The organism is Leptospira abararensis, from assembly GCF_016918735.1.
In the GTDB taxonomy this organism is placed as follows: domain Bacteria; phylum Spirochaetota; class Leptospiria; order Leptospirales; family Leptospiraceae; genus Leptospira_A; species Leptospira_A abararensis.
Genome location: NZ_JAFFPR010000014.1, coordinates 1 through 19,322 on the forward strand (window position 1 = coordinate 1; position 19,322 = coordinate 19,322).

The following is a 19,322-nucleotide window of genomic DNA, read 5'->3' on the forward strand; positions in this document are numbered from 1 at the left end:
TTTTTAGATAAGGAATGAGTGCAAAAGGAGTGATGGCCCCAGCATGTCCACCAGCACCTTGGGAAACGGCGATGAGTGCATCCGCTCCAGATTTTGCTACAATGTTTGCATGTTTTAATGTGGTCACATCGCAAAACAAAGTGGATCCATTGGATTTGATTTCTTTTGCGATGGTTCTTGGGGTTCCTAGGCTCGTAATGATGAGTTCTACTTTTAAATCCATAACCACTTCAAATTGTTTGGCCCAATTCGGGTTATGTTCTTTGTGGAGGATGAGGTTCACCCCAATAGGTTTTTTTGTTTTAGAACGAATTTCCAGGATCCCTTCGCGGAGCTGTTCTGGGGTTCTATAGTTCAAAGAAGGAAAACACCCAATTCCCCCGGCTTCCGAAACTGCCACCACTAACTCCGGATAGGAGACGAGGAACATGGGGGCTGCGATGATCGGTAGATCAATTTTCAACATTTCACTGATTTTTGTTTTGATTTTCATAAATCTCCTGTTATACGATTATGGTTGGGTCGGTTTTGGGATCAGATTAGGTAATTCAGCGGGATATCTTCCTGTGCGAGGAATGCAACTCATCGCAAAACCTTGGATAATGTAACAGATAGAATCTTGGGAAATACATTTGAGTGATTTCTGGTATTCTTGTCCGTCAATTTCCGTGGCGATGGAATAACATTCCATCTTATCTTCCACGAATCGTTCTTTGGCGGTTTTCTCTTCTTGGGCTATAAGCGCGGTAAGAGACAATAATAGGAAGGGAAGTAGGTAAAAAAATGATAGGAATCGACTTCGATTCATTGAACATATCCTGCTTATCCTATAGGAATAAAATTTTGAAAGAAGTCAAATCATATAAATCAATTCATGCTCTCTTGCAGTTTGTTCTTTATTTAGGATTTCAAATTTTATTCTCAGGATGTTTGGACTTACATTCTGAAGTAACACCTGACCGCCAATTCCAGCAGTCCGTTTACCTTCTCGATCGATATTATTATTGGTCGAGTGAGGAATTAAAAGATCCGCATTCAGTTCCAGCTATTGTTTGGAAAAAAATGGAACCTAACCGGTTGGGATTTGAATCCTTAGAAAATCAATATTTATATGTTAAATTTAGTGATCAGTTTGTAAGACAACTCAAAAGCCCTGTTCTTTATACTGAAATTGCATTGGAACAATTTAAAATTTTCCAAGGTAATGATTTGGTTTTCGAATCAAAACTTCAAGATCATATTTTTCCTTATATCATTCCATTAAACCAAAACCCTTCAGGTTCACTCATCATCCAATTTCAATCCAGGTATCGCGGTTATATCGGTATGGATCGAGATGTGTATTTGAAAGACCATTCCATGGCCTTAGTTGATTTGTTTTTGGATAACTTTTCTGAAACATTTTTTGCTCCGATTTTACTTGTGCTCTCGACTATTTTTCTTGGTTTTTATTTTCTTAGAAAAAGAGAAACTATCTTTTTAAATTTCTCTATTCTTTTGTTTTCCACCTCGCTCATTGAGGCTTTAAACGGTTTCGTTGGTTTTTCTCTGACTCAATTTTCGTACATTGTTGTTCCACTTACTTATTTAAATTTTGCATTTTTTCCTTTTGCACTTTTGCTTTTTTTAATTGGAATCTTTCCTCCATTCTTTCGCAATTTATTTAAGATACTCGCTGGCATTCATCTCATTGTCTTTTTCATATCCATTTTAAGTAATTATGAAGATGGAATTTCTTTTCTCAACAGTGAAGACGATTACAATTGGGTGATTGTATTAGAAGCGATAGGAGCCATTTTTTCTTCCGTTTATGTTCTAATCAAAGGTAACAATAATCTGCGTACAATCACCTTGGGACTCCTCATCATTGTGTTTGCAGGATTACATGATATTTTGATGGATCTTGAATTGTTTCCACACGGACACAGAATCATTCATTATGGATTTTTTTTAATGTTAGTTTTGTTTGGATTTTATGTTTTCAAACATTATTGGCAACTTTTACATTCAATCAACAGAATGAATGCTGAATTGCGGACAAAAAATAAAGAGCTACAAAGATTAATTCAGATTGATAAAGATTTAGCTTTGGCCCACGCACTCCAAAAGTCATTGTTATCATCGAAGTACAATGAAGATGAAAAAATTCGCATCATTGGATTTTCGCAAAACTTAGAGTCGGTGGGTGGTGATTATTTTGACCATACCAAAGATAGTATGGGGAATTGGGCCATACTTATGGCAGATGTTTCGGGTCATGGAATTTCTTCTGCCATGGTGGCAGCTATGTCTAAGATGGCTTTTGTGGGGGCTGGACCTTATTTACAATTTCCTTCTAGAGTGTTTCATTTGATGAACAGGCATTTGGTTGGGAAAACTAAAAATCTTTTTATCACTGCATCCTATGTGTTTATTGATACAGAATCTTATACAGCAACATTCAGTAATGCGGGTCACCCTGGTTTTTTTCTGATTCGCAATTCCGAACCCGATGTCATTTATTTAAATGCCAAAGGAAAACCTTTGGGTTTGTTTTCTCATTTGCCTTTTGCAGAAGAAATGGTGAAACTAAAACCGGGAGATAGGATTTTACTCTACACCGACGGGATTTTTGATCTCCTCAATGAGGATGGTGAAAGTTTTGGCGAAGAAAGACTCAAATCACTGTTATGGGATAATCGATACCAAAAATTTCAAGAACTGGCAACAATAGTGCAAGATTCTCTCTTTCGGTTTTCTTCAGGATGGAAATACCAAATGGATGATTTGAGTTTTCTATTAGTAGAGATTAAATAAAATGAATTCTAAATTCAAAACCTGATATCATGAAAATTGAATCAAAATCTTTGAGCCATAAACCATCAAACTGAAATCCGGAAGTTATAATTCTGGATTGATGATAAATCGAATGGGGTTTCCTTTTTTCTCTTCCAAAGCATGCAAAAACTCATTGGTTTCTTCTAACTTATGAACTCCACTGATGGACTTAGTTAGGCTTAATTTTTTATCTTTATAAAGTTGGATGAGCTCAGGGATTGCCCTTCTGTCGGAACCATAGGAACCTGTGATTCTGATTTGCCGTTCGATGAGAAAAAATGGCATGGGAATTTCTAATTTGTTACGCCCGATTCCAACTAGAACAATTCGTCCGCCGCGACTCATGGCCCGAACAGAGTTTTCTATATTGGGCATATAACCAGAAAAGTCGCATAACAGATCAATCCCACCCGATTTTTCTTTTAAAACTTTACCGACTTGCATGTTTTTTTCAACTAATATGAGTTCGTCGGCTCCATAAGCTTTTGCATTATCCAGAGATCCATTATCAATATCCACAGCAAAGATACGACCGGCTCCCAAAGCTTTTGCAATGGCTACCGCATGGATTCCTAGTCCCCCACAACCAATGATGGCTACTGTATCACCCGGTTTGATTTCGCCTTGGTATTTCACTGCATGGTAAGGAGTGGAAACGGCATCCGCAAGAATGGCCCCTTCTGTAAAAGGAATTTCGTCAGGTAAGAGATGTAAATAACGCTCTTCGATTTGTAAGTATTCGGCAAAGCCTCCGCGTTGGTTGAAACCAAGAACTCCAATCTCTTCACAAAGATTTTCCCTACCCGCCAAACAGTGTTTACATTTTCCACAGGAAGTGCCGGCACTGACTACCACTCGGTCTCCTTTTTTAAATTTAGTGACTTCTTCCCCAATTTCATCCACAACCCCTGAGGTTTCATGTCCTGGGACACAAGGAGTGTAACTAGCCTTCATTTTTCCATGGAGAACGAGATGGATGTCTGAGCCACAAATTCCGCAGGCTTTGACTTTGATTTTTACTTGGTTGGGAAGGAGAGTGGGTAGGTTTAATTCTTGAATTTCAAGGGATCTCGATCCTGCGGGTAGAACTGCTGCTTTCATTGAAAGATTCCATCTAACTCCGTCAACATGTCGCTTGCATCCGTTTCATTCAGTTGTTCTAACGTTACTTCGATTGTATCGGTGAGGTAGTATTTATAATTTTTATATGTCGATAAAAACTCTTTTAGTTTCTCTTTTTCATCATCGGAAAGTCGGTTTTCCATATTGAGTTTGCATAAAGCAAGAACAGCGAATGCAGATTTTAATTCATCAGAATTAGAGGCAATCGTAAAGAGTTCGCGAATGTCTAGTTCCTCAAATGTGGGAAGTAAATCGGAGATCAGCTCCATAGCACCGATGGGAATCGCTCGGTCTAGAGATTTGACATAATTAAGTATTACCCGATAACTTTTTGAATCCCCCACGTAAGAGAGAAGATAAACCATACCAGAGAGTAATGCTTTATGGTATCCCCAACTAAGTCGACCAGAGTCGGCTTCTCGAATGATTTGGTAGATCATAGCCCAGGTGTTTTTATCACCATCAGCTGCTAATTTCATCAAATCCAAAAGACGTGATTCCCAGACTGGTTGGTCCATCTCGGATTTAAGGAGGTCAATGGCTTCCAAAGGGGAAGTTGGTAGTGATCCTAACTTTTGCACAGGTTCCTCTCTCGACATAATACTAGAATATGAGACGTAAATGTCTTTTCTTTTTTATCATGCTAATGTTTTCTTCATACGACCGAAACTATTTTCATAGATGAAACGTTTTTCGGTAATCATACTGCTCTTTCTGACAGCAATCGGAGAGATGACACCGGACCAGTCCAGTTCCAAAGCTACCCAGTTAATCCGTGTTAGCTATGGACTTAAGGACAACTACGAGTTTCTGCGCATTTTAAATTCTACAATCAGCAATCGAGGAACAGAAGACCAAAAAAAATACTTCAAACGTTGCGTACAACACCATATTGAGTCAGAAATTCTCCATTTACAAATGGATTTGGGACGTTCGTATGCAGAACTTAGAAGGACACAAGGGCTTCTTATCCAACTTTACATTTTTGTTTTAGAAGACGAAATAGAGGAATTGGAAATTGAATTAGGTCGTCTTGCAAGACTTGCCAATGGCAAAGAAAAAACAGAAACGAAATCATACCTTCGGTTAGGGTATCGTGAAATCGCGGTAGCGAAACAGAAATTACTCGTAGGAAAGAATATCCGTCCTTATTTGTATTTGATGAAACTCCAAGAGTTGGCTTATTCCTTGAAATCCCTCAAACAAGCGGAAAAGTACATTGTACTTCTTGGGCTTTTACATGATTCTATAGACGAATTAGATAAAGAAAGTCGCAGTTTTGAAGATCTTGTTCATGAAGTGAACCGAATCATCGTTACTGACCGTGAAAAGTATTTACGTTTGCTATACGATAGCCATTTTGATTCTTATGGGACTCTAGATTATTATGAGCTTATTTGGAAACAACCGGATTTACATGAATTGGCTGCTGGGATTCCTGGTTTTGATCCCTCTTACGTAAGAAATCCCGAAGAACCTGTTCCACCCACATTTAAATAGTTATGCGATCATTTATTTGGGAATTTCCACTCACTGCCGGTTTTTCATTATTTCTTTTTTTGTTATACCCGATTGTTTCCATTTTTTTTCCAGATTTGATTGGACCTTATTTTATCGCAACGCCAGGAGAATTGGAACCAATCAATTGGATCCTATCTACCTTCTTTCATGGATCGGGCGCTCACCTTCTCTCCAATTTATTTTTTCTTCTCCTGCTCGGAAGAGTGGTCGAAAACCGGGTCGGTAAAGGTAAGTGGCTTCTCTTTTATTTTATGGCAGGTATACTATCTGTGTTAGGTGATGGAATTGTTAGGGGACTAATATTGGGAGATAGAACACCGATTGTCGGTGCGAGTGGGGCTATTTCTGGTTTGGCATCTGCAGCTACATTACTTTCGCCTTTTCGTTTTCCCATATCAAAAACAAAGTCCATTCCCTTTCCTGTTTTTTTATTTGGTTGGATGATGGTTTATTCTGATGTTACTAATTTGTTTGCACGTGACCAAGTAGCGCACTGGGCTCATCTTGGAGGTTTTTTCTCTGTCTTTGTTACGAGTTATTTGCTCGGTGATAAAGAGAGGCGGGAAATTAGACAAGGCTTTCTTTTGAACTTTACCTTTTTTACATTGACTATCATTCTTCTTTTTTTTATCAACAATAGGTAATGAACTTAAAATTCCGAGCGAAGGATTACAAATCCGATGACTCGTTTGAATCAGCAGAATACGAGTATTTTGGCAATGAAAGGGAAGGTTGGGAGATCAAACGAAATGGCAGTCCCTACCTTCATTTAGGGCCTGGCTATATCCCTCTAAAAACCATTTCTTGCGGCGTTTGTTCCACTGACATAGACCGACGTTTTTTACCTTTCCCCCTACCGCAAATCATTGGCCATGAAGTTTTGGCAGAAGGCCTTGGTGAGAACGAAGGCAAACAGTTTGTAGTCGAAATTAACGACACCTTTGAAGCTCGAGGAGACAAAAATCTGGATGCCTTTTGTAAAGAAGGAATCCCCACCCATTCACCAGAAAGAAGAGTCCTCGGGATTGATCGACTTCCCGGAGGTTTTGGTCCTTATATTTTAGCACCGATCCACGCAGCCATTTCCCTAGAAGGGGTTTCTCCGAAAGCGGCGGTTCTTATGGAACCTTTTGCAGCCGCCTTACAAGCGATCCTTGCTTCTCCTCCCAAACCGGGAGATCATGTCGCTGTCCTTGGGCCACGTCGCTTGGGGAGTCTCATTTTAGCGGCTCTTGCTTCTTATAGAAAAACAAATAAAGCAAATTTTCGCATAACAGCAATCACTCGCCATGATCATTTGGTGACTTTATCCAAAGCCATGGGTGCAGACGAAGTAGCGGATCTTCGAAACACTGACATAAGCAATTTGAAAAATCAATTTGATATCGTCTATGATACAACCTCGACAGCTTCCGGTTTCGAATCTGCATTACAAATTGCCAAACGCGAAGTCCATCTTAAAACAACCAATGGCCAAGTGATGGCAGGCATTGCTCACTTAACAGAACTTGTGGTAGATGAACTTTCCATTCTTCCCTATTCAGAATCTAATACGTTATTTCATTGGAAAAAGGAAACTCGCAAAAACCAAAATGTTTTTGTGTTTAGCGGTGTATCGGAAACCATCAAAGAAAATCTAAAAAAACAGTTCACTGTATTTGAAGGTAGTTCTTCGGATGCAGAAAACACCTTAAACTCTGAGGTATTCTCCAATCGACTTCCGCGTTTTGACTTTGTCGTTGTATCAAATCCTGAAGAGTTAAGTCTTGCCATTCGGCCCAATCCCCATCACGAAAATTCTTTGGTGCGCCCAAGGGGAGCAATCCTTGTAGACTCTAATCATTCTAAAATCTGGCCTGATAACTCTAGTTTGGTGGCTAAGTTTTTTGCAGATGGAAAAGAAATTCATAGTTCTCGTTGTGGAGATTTTCATATGGCAATCTCTTTACTCCGTGACAATCCTGAGATCACTCATGCCCTAGAGACAAATTTAATTTCCCATCGGTTTTCATCAGACCAATTAGAACTCGCGTATGCGACAGCAAAAGATCCCTCTAGTGTAAAGGTAGTGGTTGATTTTAAATAGCCTTATGACCAAACAGAATCAAATACATACATCTCTTGGGCCAGTCCTTCATCCTGTGGAAGATGGCCTTTGGGAGATAGACCTTACAAATTTAAGAATATTTTTTGGGCTTTCGATTCTTTCTCGAACCATCGGGGAAGAGATTGGGAACCAATTACATTCCCTTCCTGGGGATTTATCTTTTACTTATAAAATAAATCCTAACATTAACCATGAGTTAGTGGATATGCATATCCAACATGTTCAGGTTTTTGCAAGAGCAGGAATTTTAAAAGATTGGGTTTTATTTCGGGAACAATTTGAAGAGAATTTGCGTTTTGTATTTGGATCTTTCCAACAACAATCGGTGGCAAAAAAAATTCATCCAGAATTTTATGGAGAAGATCCCAACCGTAATTCTTCGGTTGCATTATTATTTCCATTTGAAGCAGATTTTGTCCATCCTTCAGGTTATTACATACTGATGGAAAGAGTTGCAAGTCAATACAGGATTGGTGATTTTTTCCTTCGTATAACAATAGATACACAAGAGGATGGATGTTTGAATTTGGCAAATATCAAACATGAAATTGTTAGCGATGCTCATACAAGGACTTACATTGCGGGAGCTTCGAAAATTAGTGAATCACTCAGTAATGGAATGATCAATGCCGCACAAAAGGGCGAAACTTTTTACGAAGAAGAAAATAGCCATTTTAGTAAAGTATTTTCTCAAATCGAAAAAACCCCTCTCGGAAAACTTACAAACATCAATTTCTATTGGGAAGAACAATACCGAAACTTAATTTTGAGTTCGGACCCGAGTGTATCTTTATCGATCCTAAAAAAACTTTTTCTTTTATTGGAAGATTCTTCTGCTTCAAAAAAAATCAAGGAGGGGAATACTATTCGAGCCCTCATTGGAAAGGTTTCGGTTTATGTTGATCTTTCCCGTTTAGATCGTGTTTTGAATTTTAGCATCAATCAGAAAAGAACCTTACTCGATTCTTCCTTTTATTTGAAAAGGATGCCCTTATTGGAACAAATTGCAAATTCCAATACTCATGATTTTAGTTTTGAAGGTATCAATGTTTTTTTAATCCATCACATAACTTCTGAAATTATTTCACTCATCGAAGCCTTTAGAAGACTAAAGGTAAATTCTTTGGATGTAGCTTTTGTTAAATATGGTGGAAACATTCCTCCCATATATTTAGATATTCTGTTGGATATTCCAACGGAAATGTTTTTTATGTCGGGTCTTGAATTTAAACTTACAAAAAACAATACTCCCTATTATGGCGTATCACCACTGTATAGTGATTTTGAAGTCCATTCCACATTTCGTCATAAACTAGAAGATGCTAAATTAGGTTTTTTTGATGCAATGAGAAGATTGGCAGTATTTTTGTTTCTAAACAAATTAGTGTCCATAATTCCGAAAAATGAAAAATTACTTTTGATTGAAGACGGTGGTTATGTGGCTCCTATTTTGAACGAACGTGCATTAGATAGTGTTTCGTTCGGAGCTGTTTTGGATGAATTTTGGGTAGAAACAAAAGATCGTTCCATTAAAGAAAAACCATTTAGTGAAATTTTAAAGTCCTATGTCATTGGGACAATTGAACATACGCGAAACGGTTATGATCGTTTGGTAAAAGTGAAACAAGAGAAAAAATCCTTATTTTTACCCGTCTTTTCGATTGCTATCTCTACTGAAAAAACACAAGAAGAATCTAAGGAAGTTGCTCGTTCTATTTTGAATGCCTTGGACAATACTTTGCATGGAATAGGAAAGGTTTTATCAAAAAGAAAAGTCCTATTACTCGGATCCAAAGGGAACATTGGTGGATTTTTAAAACGATACCTAATTGGTGGTTTTCTTCATGAAAATAATTTAAATATCTTAGAAATAGATCGAAAATTTAACTCAGAGTCGAGATATTTAAAATCAGATTTTTCTCATGTATCTGATTCCGAATTTGCAGAAATTGACCTTATTATCGGTGTTACCGGTGAATCCATTATTTTGCCCAAAACTTGGGAATCTTGGATACTAAATAGTAAACACAAACAATTATTTATCGCTTCAGGTTCTACGAAAACCGTAGAATTTGCTGATTTTATCAAATGGATTAATGAATTAAATTTATCAGCAAGACCGAAGTTAGGTGGAGAGGATTTGACTATTTCCTTTCATAGGATCTTAGATCCACAAACACAAATGGATTTAGGATCTAGGATTCTTTTTAAGATAGAGAATAAACAAATCGAAAAAGAAGTGTTTCTTGTCAGTGACGGTAGTCCCGTGAATTTTTTGTTTTTCGGCGTTCCGACTGAATCAATGGATCCTATCATTTCACAACTTGCGAGTGTATCGTTAGGTATGGTGAATGCATATAAAGCTCAGGAACTTCCGAATCCTGATTTATATGCAGTAGATCACCAAATTGATGTTTGGGGAAAGTTTTTGTGAGTAAACACGGTTTTTTTCAGATTACACAAAAGTTGTTTCTCCGCAATGGGAATCAACTCTTGGTTTTACGAGATAGAAAGTCCGGCCATGGCGATCTTCCTGGTGGTCGGATGAACGAAGATGAATTTTTTTCTGATTGGTCTGAGAGTATTTTTCGCGAAGTTTTCGAGGAATTGGGAGACCAAATTAAAATTGATGTAAATCCTGAACCAATTTTTATTCATAAACATAGGGTCAATGAAGGAAATTTCCCTTGTGTCATCATTGCTTATACGGCCAAACTTGTGGACGGAAAAATTCAGTTATCTGATGAACACGACTACATGGATTGGGTTGATATTGCAACTTTTAATCCATCCAATCTTTTTTCGGAGTATATGTTGGATGCAGTCCAACTCTATTTAAAAAAATATGCATAATTTATATGTTCCGCCTTATAAAATTCTTCTCTTTATTCTTTTGTTTGGTTTTGGTTTTTTTTCTGCCACACTTCTAAAAGAGGATCAGACTACATTACCAAAATTTGACATTCCAAAACCAGATATTAGTTTTGATTTTAAATTTGATTTTAGCCTCAGCAAACCAGAAGTGGATGAAGATATTTCGAAACCTACAAAATCCTGGAATGACGTAACCATTCAAACCAATGGAACAGATCGAAAGTATGGAAATTTAGTTGGAATTCAATTAGTTCTTCAACCAGAAGACTTTGTGAAAGAAGAGTGGTGGCGAGAACGAATTGAAGAGACTTTAACGAAAGGGAAATCATCTGGAATTTTTGATCGAAAAACAATTGTTATCTTTCCTGAACATACGGGAACAGGATTGTTGTTCCTGGATGAAAAATCCAGATTTCTAAATGCGGATTCTTTGGAATCAGCTTTAAAAACCAAAGGAGAAACCTTTACGGTTTCCGATTTATTCTATTTGAAAGCGGAGAAAATGGCAGAAGTTTATGTCAGAATTTTTTCCGAATTAGCGAAACAATACAACGTACCGATATTAGCTGGTACAATTATTTTACCGAATCCAAAAATCGTTAAAGGAAGTCTTGTTCTCGATCCCAAAGGACCATTGTACAATGTTGCTATCCCATTCTCAGCCGATGGTAAGCTTATGGATCCGCTCGTTAAAAAAACTCTATTAACAGAAGAAGAATTAACAATACTATCTCCGGGTGAAATCACTCAAGATAGGGTTTGGATTGTTCCTGGCTGGAAAGTGGCGATATTTATCGGACAAGAAGTTTTTGATGTCAACATTTACAACCGGCTTGTTGGCAAACCTATTGATGGTTTGATTTCACCATCTGCCTCTTATCCAAATATGAAATGGCAATCCTTAGATTTGGAAGATAACAATGTTTGGAAACAAGAAGGGTTGGCAAAGTTTATCAAATCAACCAAAGCACAAGACCTTGTACAAGTGTTCTTAGCCGGGCATTTATATGGTAAAAACTGGAATGGAAAAACTTTTAACCTTCGAGACTTTTCGAATGAAGATCAGGCAAGGTCGGTTGAAAATCCTACAATCTTAAACTTGTACTTTTAATTTTCACAGGATTTAATCGTTTTTTGAACCTTTAATTTTGGGATCAGACCTAAAATCGATTTGACAGGGGATTCCTTTCCACAAAAAATTTTCAGAGTTATGGCACAGAAGTCGCTTCCAAAAAATGAGTTTTATGTAAAATGCCCTTTGTATACTAAAGGACTTTCTGTTTGTCCTAGTTCCAAAGATCGTTTACAGGCTGACGACTTGGAAAGACTCACATCTCATTGTATTGCCGACACTTACAAAGTTTGCGATATCTTCTCTGCGAAAAAAGAAAAAGAACAGGCAGCTTAGCCGTCGTTCAATTTTCTAACTTTTTTGAAATATTCATAAATCATCCAATCATCTGCTGAAAAAATAAGATCATCTAACACTAGTTCGCCTCTTTTGCTTTCATAAACGATTTTATCACCGGCAACGCCCCATAGTCTTTCAATAAAGAATGGGAAATGTTCCTTTTTGCCGGAAACTTTCCATTTCATGGGTTGGTTGGGATCATTTTGGTTGGTGGCGATAAATTCATCTTTCCCACTCAATCTCCAAGAGAATGCTTCGCGTGTTACAATGGGAATTCCTCGATTGATGGAGGGAGTTTTACCTTGATGATAGACCACTTCTTTTAAATAAAGATCACCGATTTTCCCTCCTACAACATAGCCCGAATTACCATTGTTATAATAAAATCTTGGAAGTATGATGTCTTTTGAAAGTAAAACAACTCTTTTGGATTCCAGATTCAGAAAGAATAAATTATAGGAACCGGCAATTCCTGACCAAACTAAAAACTCGTTTCCAATAGAAGTGATATGGTAGTGTGTTTTTAATTTTGGGAATGGGGTAGGAAAAAGATCACCAGAAATAAACTTTTCGGGTTTAGAACTGTCACCTGTTTTTTCAACGAATAATTGATTTTCAAAGAAATATAATAACAAATCCCCTGAATTAGAGATAGTCATTCCCGTTTTGCAAGGTATGTGAACTATGGATTCATGTTCTAATGAGGAATCCGATGTCGAGTAACCAAATAAAGCACAACCGCCATACTGTTTTAATGGATACTGAACTGCCACATAATTTCCATTAGCCGAAACTTGAATTGAGTCAGGTCTTAGTTTTAATTCAATAGAATTTCTATTGTCATTCACTAAATCTTTAAAAAAGAGGGTTTTGTTTTCGGTCCAAACAATCTTTGTTCTATCTTCGGAAAGTGCAAATAATCTAGGTTGGTTTGGTTTATTTTTAGAGAGGATTTCTGATGTTGAACGATTGGAGGAAAGTCTATCTTGTAATAGAACCAAGGCTTTTTCATATTTTTCTTTTGAGATTAAGTCTTCTATTTCGGAAACTAAAGATTCATGTTTTGATTGGCAAGAAAGAAGGAGTAAGACAACAGCAGGGATAAAAAAAGAAACTAATTTCACTGAGACTCCAAATATTCTCTGATTTCTTCCGCGTGGATTTCTTTTGAAAAAAGGTCCATCGCCGTTTGACCAACACGTTTTGTGTCATAATAAGCAAAGGTTCCTGTCACCACAGCGCCTCCGATCGGGATCCAACGGGCAAATTGTTTGCGAATGATAGACTTAGAAATTAGTAATCCCAATTTTTCTAACATAGTTTGAAATACTCTAACAGTTGTTGGGCGAATTAATATTTTTAAGGATGATTCCTCTATAATTTTACGAAAAACTTGGGCACCGCCATGTTTAAAAAGGCAATATAATAACAGTTCTTTCGTGACTTGGACTTCTTTTCCATAGAGAGCAGCTATATCCAAAATCAAATGCCCTTGGATTCGGTACACAAAAAGTAACTCAGGAAGGATACTGAGAATCCCTAGAGGGCCTGGGGGAAGGGAGCAGGTGGCACTAACCAGTCCTGATTTAAAGGAAGCATTTTGGACCAATTCCTGAATGAGACCGTCAGGAGGTTGGATTGTGGGCGCATAGGGACTTCTGTAGTCCTCTAAGCCGGCGAATAATTCGACTAGACCCTCTAAAAAACCTTCGGATTTGACCTGAGATGGTGTTTCGTTCACGGGTTTCTTAAATCCTCCTTAGATTTTGGTTTATCAAAAACAGGCATTCTATATCCTTTCCATAGACATGATAGATAGATTGAAAAAAATTCAAGAAAAATACCTGCGTATTGAGGATGAGCTAGCGAAAGCCACATCATCTGATACATTGAAGAATCTATCGAAAGAAAGATCTCGCCTAACTCCTGTATATACAAAGGCTGATGAATATTTAAAAATAACGAAAGATTGCCAAGATGCAAAATCACTTCTTGAGTCTGATAATGATCCGGACATGCATGCCATGTTGAAATCGGAAATTGAAGAAGGCGAAAAAAAGTTAGAAGAGTTAGCTAAAGAACTCGAAATTATGTTATTACCTCCAGACCCAAATTCTGGAAAAAGTATTCTTGTTGAAATTCGTGCTGGAACAGGTGGAGAAGAATCCGGTTTATTTTGCGCACATTTATTTCGTATGTATAACAAGTATGCTGATAAACAAGGATTCAAGACAGAAATTATAGATGCAAGTCCTACCGGTATTGGTGGTTTTAAAGAAATTGTATTTTCTCTAGATGATGATAGAGCTTACGATCTATTTAAATTTGAATCGGGAACACATCGCGTCCAAAGAATCCCTGAAACTGAATCTGGTGGAAGAATTCATACCTCAGCAGTAACAGTTGCTGTACTTCCTGAAGCTGAAGAAAAGGAAGTAGAAATAAGAGAAAGTGATCTAAGAATTGACGTATATCGTTCGTCAGGTGCTGGTGGTCAGCACGTGAACACAACTGACTCTGCAGTTAGGATTACTCATATCCCCACAGGCATTGTAGTTGCTTCACAGGAAGAACGTTCTCAAATTAAAAACCGTGATAAAGCAATGCGAGTTTTACGTGCAAGGATTGTTGACCAAATGGCCGATGCCGCAAAACAAAGTGCAGATGCTTTGAAAAAAGCCCAAGTCGGGTCAGGGGATAGGTCCGAACGAATTCGTACTTACAATTTTCCGCAAGGACGTTGTACAGACCATCGTATTGGTTTTACAAGTCATAATTTGCCAGCCATTATGGAAGGTGACTTGGATGAATTAATTGATGCCTTAATCCAAGAGGACAGATCCAAACGGCTCGCAGAAGCAAAAGCATAAAAAGTTTCCAAATTTCATCGGAATTGGATTGATTCGAGTGTTTCATCTGTTATAAGAATTAGGTCAGGAATTTCCGTCAGATGAATCAAATGAAAACTGCAATTTCTATCCTTGTTTTTGTAAGTATGTCTTTTGGAAATTGTAGATCAGTTCACAATAATGATCCGTTCAGTGATGCCCTTTTATACTATCTCCTGTTTAATGCAATAGCAAATGGTACGGAAGAAAACTGTAATTTTTCTGCTGGAACCACTGACTCACTTTATAATGACCAATGGCATTTGCGAAACATCGGCCAATTTGGCGGGACTTTTGGGGAAGATGCAAATGTAAATACTGTCTGGAACCAAGGTGTTTCGGGAAACCAAGTGATAGTGAGTGTTGTCGATGATGGTCTCGACATTCGACATGAGGACTTATCTTCCAATATTTCAGTGACTGCAAGAGGTTTGAATCTCCTTAACAATACGATTTATCCAACACATTCCTACTCCAGTAGTTTCCATGGTTCAGCGGTCGGTGGTGTGATTGCTGCTAGAGGTGGAAATAATATTGGAGTCCGTGGTGCTGCCCCCTGTTCCAAGTTAGTTGGGGTTAACCTACTAGAAAAATCTTCCATTTATACTTCTGACGAATATAGAGCTATGGTCAATGAATCCACTCGGGTTTCTGTTTCCAATAACAGCTGGGGTTCCCCTGATGGATATGGTTGGCTCTGGCCTTCAAGTGCTCTTTGGCAACAAGGGGTGAATGAAGGAACCTTAAAAGGAAAGTCCGGAAAAGGTACTGTCTATGTTTGGGCTGCAGGGAATGGTGCGAATGGCGGGACAATTGTTTCTCCAATTCTTGTAGACAACGCTAATTACGATGGACAAGCGAATTATAATCGTGTTATGGCCATAGGCGGAATTGGCGAAGATGGCAAAAAGGCAAACTATTCGGAATCTGGTGCCAACTTATGGGCGGTTGCTCATACCCAAGGAAATAGTGCTACGGCATATACAACAGCTATTTCCACAACAGATGCTACTGGTGCATTAGGATTGAATGCGGGCGGAACCTCTGGTGATTATTCCCTTGCAAACTACACAAAAAAATTTAATGGAACTTCTTCAGCAACTCCACTAGCTGCCGGTGTGATCTCGCTGTTATTAAGTAAATACCCTGATTTGACTTGGCGCGACGTACGCGAGTTAGTTGCTTATTCTGCAAGACAAAACGATCCAACAGATACAGATTGGAGCATGAATGCTGCTGGTCTAAACATCAATCATAAGTATGGATTTGGTGCGGTGGATGCGGCAAGTTTACTGACAAGAGCAAGTTCGTGGACTCCGATTTCTGCACCTCATGTTACACATACTCAGCTTGCTATTTCTCCCAATACACCTATTCCTGATAATGATTTAGTAACAGGGGCGACAGTAAATTATCCTGTTACCTCTAGCATTAGTTATATTGAATATATGGATGTCGAATTTACTTCGAATCATACTTACTTCCCAGAGTTATACATCCTCATTACATCACCTAGTGGAACAACTAGTTTCCTTACCGAAGCACATGCTTGTGCCAATCCCTATAGTAATACTCTATGTTCCTCGGGAAATACTTCTATTGCCACAATGACAGGATCTTCCACTTACCGTTTTGGATTAGCTCGTAATTTAGGAGAAAATCCGAACGGAACTTGGATCATCCAAGTGTATGATGCCAGTGCTACTGATACCGGCTCCATCAATTCTATTCAATTACGAATCTATGGTAGGTAACCAATGAACGAACATAGAAGAATGAATGTTACCAGTTGGACTTATTTATTCGCATTAGTTTGGTGGGTGTTCGGACCAGTTTCTGTCAGTGCTGAACCGAAAGACCCTCCAAGTTCCATTACCTTTGTGGAAGGTGGAGTCACAAAAACTTTCTATAGGAATCCCAGTGTTGTTGCAGAATTTGTGAATGAAAAACAGGTCCAGACAAACCAAAAAATAACGCAGGGGAAACAAGGAATTAAAGCTGGATGGAATGTTCGTCTAGCAGGGAAGGATCTTTTTCCAAAATCATCTAAATCGGCTACTAACTCTAAAGTAACAGAAGTATATTCCACATCCGTTGGTGTTGGTGCAAACATTGTGTTGCCTGGAGTAATAATTGTAACATTTTCTACTGACCAATCAGCGGATTCTCTGGATCGAATTTCTAAAAAGTATGGAATTCAAATCCAGAATCAATTTTCTCCTCGTTTGGTGAGTTTCCTAACGGAACCAGGTTTTCTTTCCGCTGAAAAAGCAAATGAAGTTCTTTCTGAACCAAATGTTTTAGAAGCATATCCAGATCAAGCTGTTGAAAAAACTTTGAAGTAATATTCGCCTAACCACAGTAAATAGTTACATAGCTAGGTAAAAATACATCAATTTTAGGATCTCTTGTTTTCTAACTGGTTTTGATAGATAGGAAGTGATTCCTGCTAAAAAACTTTTGCTAATGTCTTCCTTCTGAACATTTGCTGAAATAGCAATGATTGGTACGGAGTCGCTTGTTCTAATCTGATTAGCTAATTCGATTTTTCTGATTTCTCTTGTCGCCTCTAACCCATCCATCTCGGGCATTTGCATATCCATCAAAATGATGTCAAATTTTTGCGATTTAAATTTTTCTAATGCTTCCTTTCCGTTATAAGCGATACTAATCTCAATTGGATATTTACGAAAAAAAGTTTTAATGATAAAAATATTTTCTTCTGAATCTTCTGCTAAAAGGACTTTGCAAATGGGAAACTTTTCTGGTTCAGGCAGTTCTAAATTGAGCCAATGCCGGTGGATTCCAGATAAACGTTTAATAAACCCTTCATACGGTATTTCAAAAATAAATTTAGAACCAACTCCAACTTGGCTGATTACAGATATATCGCCGCCCATCAGTTGGATTAATTTTTTTGTAATTGTTAAACCAAGTCCGGTACCTCCATATTTTCTTGTAGTTGAACTATCCACCTGAGTAAAACTTTCAAAAATCGAAACAATCTTTTCAGAAGGAATACCAATTCCTGTATCTTCAACGGAAATTTTCAGATTTTTTTTGTTTTCAGAAAGTGAACTATTAACAAATATTTTTCCCTTTTCAGTAAATTTCATCGCATTGCCAAGTAAGTTAATCAGGACTTGTTGTAATCTTGTCGAATCACCAGCAATACTTTCGGAAATTTCATCATCTACATGGAATTCTATTTCTATCCCTTTGCCTTTCGCCTTCATATAAAACAGAGAAATAGTTTCGCTCATTAATTCTCTTATTGAAAAATGGATATGTTCCATTTCTAATTTTCCTGATTCAATGCGCGATAAATCTAAAATATCGTTAATAATATTAAAGAGAGCCTTTCCTGAGTTTTTAAGAACAGTCAAATACTCTTGTTGTTCTTCTGTTAGATCTGTTTCATTTAAGGTTTCGGTCATACCAAGAATTGCATTTAACGGTGTCCGAATTTCATGACTCATTGAGGCCAAAAAATCGGTTTTTGCTTGCGATGCTTTTTGTGCTTCTATTTCTCTTAAATTAGCTAAATTCATTTGTTCCCTTAAAAGTTTCTCTCGGACAACTTGTTGGGAAACATCTGAAATTTGAATCATACAAAAATGATCTGTTTCATTTTCGATTGAAATAGGTATAACATGTAAATATTGATAAATTTTTTCTCCGGTCTTTTTGCTTTTTTCGTTATCATAAAGTGGGAAAGGGAAAGGATTTAAGGTATGAGTTAATATAGAATATTGTGAATATTGCAAACAAAGTTCAATCGATTTGAATGTTCTCGTATTCGTTAATTCGGGGAATACATCCAAAAAAAAAGAATTTTCTAAATCTGTTTCTATAAATCCAGAACTCTTAAGAAACCAACTATTTGCTAAAACAATATTAAGATTTTTATCCAGGATGAGGATTCCAATCCCAGATTTTTTAATGATTGTTAGTAAATGCTTTTCACTAAGGGTGTTCACTACTTCAACTTTTCAATGAGTACTCTGGAAAGATTTTTTATACTATCGAAATTTAGAAAAAAGAATATATAACCTTTGATATCTTTTCCACTTAGTTTATAATCAATAAAAACTAAAAGAATAGAGTTGTGTTTTTTTTGATCTCTCCTAAGGAGCAAATCTTCATATTTCCCTGTAAAAAATTCAGGAACATTGGTTTCAATTTTATAATCAGACATTTTTGCTAAATTAGAGAGAATAGCATTTAGAATGATGTTCCCGATTTCACTCAGTGCGTCTTTTTCAAACTGTGAAACTTCATTCAACGCAACATAATCCTTCATCATCATTTTGACAATTTCCAAACTTGCACTTTTGTGAAATAATAAAAAAGCTGATCCTTCGCCAATACCACCAATAAACTTTTGTTCTATGGTACATACATCTTGGTCTGCAAGATATTCGATATTTTTAGCTTCTTCTGGACTAACTAACTTTAAGCTAGGGACTGTGAGCAAAATTTCATCAGAAATCATTTCGCTCATTAACTTTGCCGCACCACCCAAACTAATATTGAATAGTTCGCTTAAGGAATCTCGTTCTATTTCGGTTAGAAAATTCAT

General features: G+C 37.4%; 19 protein-coding genes. 11 read left to right on the top strand and 8 right to left on the bottom strand.

The window, feature by feature from the left end; all coding sequences use genetic code 11:
* On the bottom strand, positions 1–493 hold a 493-nt coding region (locus JWG40_RS04165; protein ID WP_205284606.1), incomplete at its 3' end, for an NAD(P)H-dependent flavin oxidoreductase.
* A gap of 18 nt (positions 494–511) precedes the next feature.
* Positions 512–808, bottom strand: coding sequence for a hypothetical protein (locus JWG40_RS04170; protein ID WP_205284607.1), 297 nt, complete (start codon positions 806–808; stop codon positions 512–514).
* 35 nt (positions 809–843) lie between these two features.
* Between JWG40_RS04170 and JWG40_RS04175 the strand changes: the two genes are divergently transcribed.
* Positions 844–2,796: a PP2C family protein-serine/threonine phosphatase gene (locus JWG40_RS04175; RefSeq protein WP_205284608.1), complete on the top strand. Its 1,953-nt coding sequence runs from the start codon at positions 844–846 to the stop codon at positions 2,794–2,796.
* Positions 2,797–2,880: 84 nt separating this feature from the next.
* Here the strand turns inward: JWG40_RS04175 and JWG40_RS04180 are convergent, their stop codons facing one another.
* A complete protein-coding gene (locus JWG40_RS04180) occupies positions 2,881–3,918 on the bottom strand; it encodes a zinc-binding dehydrogenase (protein WP_205284609.1) in 1,038 nt (345 codons plus the stop codon).
* Positions 3,915–4,538 carry a hypothetical protein gene (locus JWG40_RS04185; RefSeq protein WP_205284610.1) on the bottom strand — a complete coding sequence of 208 codons (624 nt, stop codon included), beginning with the start codon at positions 4,536–4,538 and terminating at the stop codon, positions 3,915–3,917. Before JWG40_RS04185 ends, JWG40_RS04180 begins: the two co-directional genes overlap by 4 nt.
* A gap of 82 nt (positions 4,539–4,620) precedes the next feature.
* Between JWG40_RS04185 and JWG40_RS04190 the strand changes: the two genes are divergently transcribed.
* The 7 genes from JWG40_RS04190 (at position 4,621) to JWG40_RS04220 (ending at position 11,849) form a co-directional block, all read left to right on the top strand.
* Positions 4,621–5,439: an adhesin OmpL37 family surface protein gene (locus JWG40_RS04190; protein WP_205284611.1), complete on the top strand. Its 819-nt coding sequence runs from the start codon at positions 4,621–4,623 to the stop codon at positions 5,437–5,439.
* A gap of 2 nt (positions 5,440–5,441) precedes the next feature.
* Positions 5,442–6,104: a rhomboid family intramembrane serine protease gene (locus JWG40_RS04195; RefSeq protein WP_002972506.1), complete on the top strand. Its 663-nt coding sequence runs from the start codon at positions 5,442–5,444 to the stop codon at positions 6,102–6,104.
* Positions 6,104–7,546 carry an MDR/zinc-dependent alcohol dehydrogenase-like family protein gene (locus JWG40_RS04200; protein ID WP_205284612.1) on the top strand — a complete coding sequence of 481 codons (1,443 nt, stop codon included), beginning with the start codon at positions 6,104–6,106 and terminating at the stop codon, positions 7,544–7,546. Before JWG40_RS04195 ends, JWG40_RS04200 begins: the two co-directional genes overlap by 1 nt.
* A 4-nt stretch (positions 7,547–7,550) precedes the next feature.
* Positions 7,551–10,001 (top strand): hypothetical protein, encoded by a 2,451-nt coding sequence (locus JWG40_RS04205; RefSeq protein WP_205284613.1) that lies wholly within the window; start codon positions 7,551–7,553, stop codon positions 9,999–10,001.
* A complete protein-coding gene (locus tag JWG40_RS04210; protein ID WP_205284614.1) occupies positions 9,998–10,420 on the top strand; it encodes an NUDIX domain-containing protein in 423 nt (140 codons plus the stop codon). Before JWG40_RS04205 ends, JWG40_RS04210 begins: the two co-directional genes overlap by 4 nt.
* Positions 10,413–11,552 (top strand): carbon-nitrogen hydrolase family protein, encoded by a 1,140-nt coding sequence (locus JWG40_RS04215; protein WP_205284615.1) that lies wholly within the window; start codon positions 10,413–10,415, stop codon positions 11,550–11,552. The genes JWG40_RS04210 and JWG40_RS04215 overlap by 8 nt, the downstream gene beginning before the upstream one ends.
* A gap of 99 nt (positions 11,553–11,651) precedes the next feature.
* A complete protein-coding gene (locus tag JWG40_RS04220; protein WP_205284616.1) occupies positions 11,652–11,849 on the top strand; it encodes a hypothetical protein in 198 nt (65 codons plus the stop codon).
* Here JWG40_RS04220 and JWG40_RS04225 read toward each other — a convergent pair.
* Together JWG40_RS04225 and JWG40_RS04230 are read right to left on the bottom strand one after the other, a co-directional pair.
* Entirely contained in the window at positions 11,846–12,976 is a 1,131-nt protein-coding gene (locus JWG40_RS04225) for a hypothetical protein (protein ID WP_205284617.1), read from the bottom strand. The genes JWG40_RS04220 and JWG40_RS04225 overlap by 4 nt on opposite strands.
* Positions 12,973–13,593 carry a hypothetical protein gene (locus tag JWG40_RS04230; RefSeq protein WP_205284618.1) on the bottom strand — a complete coding sequence of 207 codons (621 nt, stop codon included), beginning with the start codon at positions 13,591–13,593 and terminating at the stop codon, positions 12,973–12,975. Before JWG40_RS04230 ends, JWG40_RS04225 begins: the two co-directional genes overlap by 4 nt.
* A gap of 67 nt (positions 13,594–13,660) precedes the next feature.
* On the opposite strand from JWG40_RS04230, the gene prfA reads away from it, so the two are divergent.
* From prfA to JWG40_RS04245, 3 genes are all read left to right on the top strand, one after another.
* Entirely contained in the window at positions 13,661–14,722 is a 1,062-nt protein-coding gene (gene prfA, locus JWG40_RS04235; RefSeq protein ID WP_205284619.1) for a peptide chain release factor 1, read from the top strand.
* A gap of 80 nt (positions 14,723–14,802) precedes the next feature.
* Entirely contained in the window at positions 14,803–16,494 is a 1,692-nt protein-coding gene (locus JWG40_RS04240) for a S8 family serine peptidase (protein WP_205284620.1), read from the top strand.
* Positions 16,495–16,497: 3 nt separating this feature from the next.
* Complete coding sequence (locus JWG40_RS04245; RefSeq protein WP_205284621.1) at positions 16,498–17,085, top strand: hypothetical protein; 588 nt, start codon at positions 16,498–16,500, stop codon at positions 17,083–17,085.
* 24 nt (positions 17,086–17,109) lie between these two features.
* Here the strand turns inward: JWG40_RS04245 and JWG40_RS04250 are convergent, their stop codons facing one another.
* Together JWG40_RS04250 and JWG40_RS04255 are read right to left on the bottom strand one after the other, a co-directional pair.
* A complete protein-coding gene (locus JWG40_RS04250; RefSeq protein ID WP_205284622.1) occupies positions 17,110–18,720 on the bottom strand; it encodes an ATP-binding protein in 1,611 nt (536 codons plus the stop codon).
* Positions 18,720–19,322, bottom strand: a complete 603-nt coding sequence (locus JWG40_RS04255) for a chemotaxis protein CheC (protein ID WP_205284623.1) — start codon at positions 19,320–19,322, stop codon at positions 18,720–18,722. The genes JWG40_RS04250 and JWG40_RS04255 overlap by 1 nt, the downstream gene beginning before the upstream one ends.

Coding starts and splice junctions, on each gene's coding strand:
- JWG40_RS04170 (WP_205284607.1), bottom strand. CDS start 808: ATGAATCGAAGTCGATTCCTATCATTTTTTTACCTACTTCCCTTCCTA.
- JWG40_RS04180 (WP_205284609.1), bottom strand. CDS start 3,918: ATGAAAGCAGCAGTTCTACCCGCAGGATCGAGATCCCTTGAAATTCAA.
- JWG40_RS04185 (WP_205284610.1), bottom strand. CDS start 4,538: ATGTCGAGAGAGGAACCTGTGCAAAAGTTAGGATCACTACCAACTTCC.
- JWG40_RS04190 (WP_205284611.1), top strand. CDS start 4,621: ATGAAACGTTTTTCGGTAATCATACTGCTCTTTCTGACAGCAATCGGA.
- JWG40_RS04195 (WP_002972506.1), top strand. CDS start 5,442: ATGCGATCATTTATTTGGGAATTTCCACTCACTGCCGGTTTTTCATTA.
- JWG40_RS04200 (WP_205284612.1), top strand. CDS start 6,104: ATGAACTTAAAATTCCGAGCGAAGGATTACAAATCCGATGACTCGTTT.
- JWG40_RS04205 (WP_205284613.1), top strand. CDS start 7,551: ATGACCAAACAGAATCAAATACATACATCTCTTGGGCCAGTCCTTCAT.
- JWG40_RS04215 (WP_205284615.1), top strand. CDS start 10,413: ATGCATAATTTATATGTTCCGCCTTATAAAATTCTTCTCTTTATTCTT.
- JWG40_RS04220 (WP_205284616.1), top strand. CDS start 11,652: ATGGCACAGAAGTCGCTTCCAAAAAATGAGTTTTATGTAAAATGCCCT.
- prfA (WP_205284619.1), top strand. CDS start 13,661: ATGATAGATAGATTGAAAAAAATTCAAGAAAAATACCTGCGTATTGAG.
- JWG40_RS04240 (WP_205284620.1), top strand. CDS start 14,803: ATGAATCAAATGAAAACTGCAATTTCTATCCTTGTTTTTGTAAGTATG.
- JWG40_RS04245 (WP_205284621.1), top strand. CDS start 16,498: ATGAACGAACATAGAAGAATGAATGTTACCAGTTGGACTTATTTATTC.
- JWG40_RS04255 (WP_205284623.1), bottom strand. CDS start 19,322: ATGAATTTTCTAACCGAAATAGAACGAGATTCCTTAAGCGAACTATTC.